General features: G+C 63.7%; 3 protein-coding genes and 2 pseudogenes. All 5 read left to right on the top strand.

Features of this window, described 5'->3' with window-relative positions:
• Positions 1-147, top strand: a pseudogene (locus Q0L57_RS08150) (ABC transporter permease); the annotation flags it as partial.
• Between the two features lie 2 nt (positions 148-149).
• On the top strand, positions 150-920 hold the full coding sequence (locus Q0L57_RS08145) for an ATP-binding cassette domain-containing protein (RefSeq protein ID WP_296740935.1): 771 nt from the start codon (positions 150-152) through the stop codon (positions 918-920).
• A 79-nt stretch (positions 921-999) separates the two neighbouring features.
• Positions 1,000-1,992, top strand: a complete 993-nt coding sequence (iolG, locus tag Q0L57_RS08140) for an inositol 2-dehydrogenase (protein WP_296740932.1) — start codon at positions 1,000-1,002, stop codon at positions 1,990-1,992.
• Between the two features lie 376 nt (positions 1,993-2,368).
• Positions 2,369-3,163 carry an SDR family oxidoreductase gene (locus Q0L57_RS08135; RefSeq protein WP_296740930.1) on the top strand — a complete coding sequence of 265 codons (795 nt, stop codon included), beginning with the start codon at positions 2,369-2,371 and terminating at the stop codon, positions 3,161-3,163.
• Between the two features lie 200 nt (positions 3,164-3,363).
• Positions 3,364-3,578, top strand: a pseudogene (locus tag Q0L57_RS08130) (3-deoxy-7-phosphoheptulonate synthase); the annotation flags it as partial.

Raw genomic sequence — 3,578 nt, 5'->3', positions numbered from 1 at the left:
GGCTCGCTGATCTTCGGCGTCATCATTTCCGGCTTCACCTTCCTGCGCCTCGACGCCTACTATCAGGAGATGGTGAAGGGCGTGATCATCGTCGGCGCGGTCGTTCTCGATCAATGGCGCCAGCGCCGCCGCGCGATAGGAGCTTGACCATGTCGGACATCGTTCTGAAGACCGAAAACCTCACCAAGCACTATGGCGGCGTGCACGCACTTCAGGAGGCGAACTTCGAGCTGCGCAAGGGCGAGCACGTGGCCATCATGGGCGACAATGGCGCCGGCAAGTCGACCTTCGTGCGCCAGATCACCGGTGTCGAGCAACGCACCGGCGGCAAGGTCTGGTTTGACGGCAAGGAGGTCAATTTCGCCGGGCCGATCGAGGCGCGCGAGGCTGGCATCGAAACCGTGTTCCAGAACCTCGCCCTTGCCGACGATCTCGACGTTCCGTCGAACCTGTTCCTCGGCCGCGAGAAGGTGCTGATCAACCTCGGCCCGTTCTCGATCCTCGACCGCAAGGCGATGCGCAAGGCGACCGAGGCGGCGCTGATCCGCACGGCGGTGAAGATCCCGAACCTCTCGAGCACCATCCGCCACATGTCCGGCGGCCAGCGTCAGTGCGTGGCGATCGCCAGGACCGCCACTTTCGCCTCCAAGCTGATCATCATGGACGAGCCGACGGCGGCGCTCGGCGTGCAGGAGACCGCACAGGTCGAAAACATCATCCGCACGCTGAAGGAGAACGGCGAGCCACTGATCCTGATCAGCCACAACATGCGCCAGGTGTTCGACCTGGTCGACCGCATCGTCGTCTTCCGCCGTGGCCGCATCGTCGCCAACCTGCGCAAGCAGGACACCGACGGCAATGACATCGTCGCCTACATCACCGGCGCCAAGACCGGGCAGGCGGAACTCCAGGCCGCCTGACGGCGTCACGACGAACCAGCCAATCAACTGCGCCGGGCAGGCGCGGATACCTTTAATCCCCATCCTCGAAGGACTTTTCATGACCCTCCGCTTCGCTCTTCTCGGCGCCGGCCGCATCGGCAAGGTGCATGCCCGCGCTGTTGCCTCCAACCCGCAGGCCAAACTCGTGGCCGTCGCCGACGCCTTCGAGAAGGCCGCGACGGAACTGGCCTCCGCCTATGGCGCTGAAGTGCGCACGATCGACGCCGTCGAGAAGGCCAAGGACATCGACGCCGTTATCATCTGCACGCCGACCGACACCCATGCCGACTTGATCGAGCGCTTCGCCAAGGCCGGCAAGGCGATCTTCTGCGAGAAGCCGATCGACCTCAGCGTCAAGCGTGTAGAGAAGTGCCTGGCGGTGGTGGAAAAGACCGGCGCCACGCTGATGGTCGGCTTCAACCGCCGCTTCGATCCGCATTTCGCCGCCGTCCGCAAGGCGATCGACGACGGCGCCGTCGGCGCGGTCGAGATGGTCACCATCACGTCCCGCGATCCCGGCGCGCCGCCGCTCGACTACATCGCCCGCTCCGGCGGCATCTTCCGCGACATGACCATCCATGACTTCGACATGGCGCGCTTCCTGCTCGGCGAAGAGCCGGTGGCGGTCAGCGCGCATGCCTCGGTGCTGGTCGACAAGAAGATCGGCGAGGCGGGCGACTTCGACTCGGTCAGCGTCATCCTTGAGACGGCGTCCGGCAAGCAGGCCGTCATCTCCAACTCGCGCCGCGCCACCTACGGCTACGACCAGCGCATCGAGGTGCACGGTTCGAAAGGCATGGTCGCGGCCGAGAACCAGCGTCCGGTGTCGATCGAGCTTGCCAACGACAAGGGCTATACCCGCCCGCCACTGCACGACTTCTTCATGACCCGTTACATCGACGCCTACGCCAACGAGATCGCGGCCTTCATCGCGGCCAAGAGCGCCGGCAAGGCAGCATCGCCGAGCGGCAAGGATGGGCTGGTTGCGCTGAAGTTGGCCGACGCGGCACTGAAGTCGGCCCAGACGGGCAAGACCGTGCGCGTCGATTGACGCGATGAGGCAGGTGTTTCGGTGGCGACCGGATTGTCGGTCTCCAACACTTGGAGATTAGCCGGAACGCTGGTCACGTCGTCATCCACGGGCGGAGCAAGGAGCGAAGCGACGCGCGCAGACCCGAGGATCCATGCCGTTACATCGGAGCGATACTGCCGGCACGGATTCTGCCCTGTCTCGTTCTTCGGCCGGAGGCACGGCATGGATCCTAGGGTCTGCGCGACGGAGCTCCGCTCCTGCTTCGCCCTAGGATGACGAAGTCGAGGACGCTTCGACCAAGTTATCAACGTTGCGGCAAGACATCGGGCAACCGATACGAACCTCAATGAATCTTTGAAAATGCATTGGTACTCAAAAACACAGGAGCAGAGCGATGAGCGGTTTGGCCGGTCGCAATCATGAAACGCGCGCCATCGTCACCGGCGGCGCACAGGGCATCGGCTTCGCCGTCGCCGAGGCCTTGGCGGACGAGGGTTGTCGCGCGCTGGCGCTCATCGGCCGCTCGCAGGAGAAGGGCGACAAGGCCGTCGCGGCGCTGAAGAAGAACGGCGTCGATGCGATCTTCATCAGCGCCGACGTCGCAAAGGTCGCCGACTGCAAGCGCGCCGTCGCGACAGCGATCACTCATTTCGGCACGCTGAACGCGCTGGTCAACGCCGCCGCCACCTCCGCGCGCGGCTCGCTGATCGAAACCTCCGAGGAGCTTTTCGATCAGATATTCGATACCAACGTGCGCGGCCCCTTCTTCCTGATGCAGGGTCTGGTCGCGCATCTCCTGGAGCGCAAGGCGCCGGGCTCGATCGTCAATGTGCTGTCGATGTCGGCGCATGCCGGCCAGTCGTTCCTCACGCCCTATTCGACCAGCAAGGGCGCGCTGATGACGCTGACCAAGAACGTCGCGAGCTCCTATCGGCGGAACCGCATTCGCTGCAACGCCGTGCTGCCCGGCTGGATGGACACCGAAGGCGAGGCGATCGTGCAGAAGAAATGGCACGACGCACCCGACGACTGGCTGGAAAAGGCCGAAGCGGCGCAGCCGATGGGCCAGCTTGTTAAGCCAGCTCAGCTTGCCCGGCTGATCACTTACATGGTCAGCCCCCAGGCCGGCGTCATGACCGGGTCGCTGGTCGACTACGACCAGAACGTGGCGGGGGTAATAGGGGAGTAGTGACAAGCGCGCCGACATCGACTATATGAGCCGCATGATCCACCTGTCCGCCTCGTTTTGGTACTTTTATTACGGCACCTCGCTGGCGGCGGGAGGATTGCGCTCGATCTGAAGATTGCAGCATCAAATCCGAAAAGCCGCCAGACCTGGCGGCTTTTTCGTTTCAGCCGGCAGGTCTCCTAAATCAGGAGCAGAAAGCCGTGTTGACCACCACAGACGACCTTCGGGTCCAGGAAATTCGAGAACTGAGCACGCCGGACCAGGTGATGCGCGAGATACCGCGCACGCTGACGGCGACACGCACCGTCGCCACATCGCGCAACGCCATCCATTCCATTCTCACGGGGGCCGACGATCGACTGGTAGTCATCGTCGGCCCTTGTTCCATCCACGATCCGGTCGCCGCCGTGGACTA

It is taken from the genome of Mesorhizobium sp. (assembly GCF_024509055.1).
Lineage (GTDB): Bacteria > Pseudomonadota > Alphaproteobacteria > Rhizobiales > Rhizobiaceae > Mesorhizobium.
The sequence above is the reverse complement of the archived record's forward strand: the minus strand, read 5'-3'. Positions and strand labels throughout refer to the sequence as shown.

What these genes read in the sequence shown, in the direction of transcription:
- Q0L57_RS08145 (WP_296740935.1), top strand. Translation starts at nt 150, where the DNA reads ATGTCGGACATCGTTCTGAAGACCGAAAACCTCACCAAGCACTATGGC.
- iolG (WP_296740932.1), top strand. Translation starts at nt 1,000, where the DNA reads ATGACCCTCCGCTTCGCTCTTCTCGGCGCCGGCCGCATCGGCAAGGTG.
- Q0L57_RS08135 (WP_296740930.1), top strand. Translation starts at nt 2,369, where the DNA reads ATGAGCGGTTTGGCCGGTCGCAATCATGAAACGCGCGCCATCGTCACC.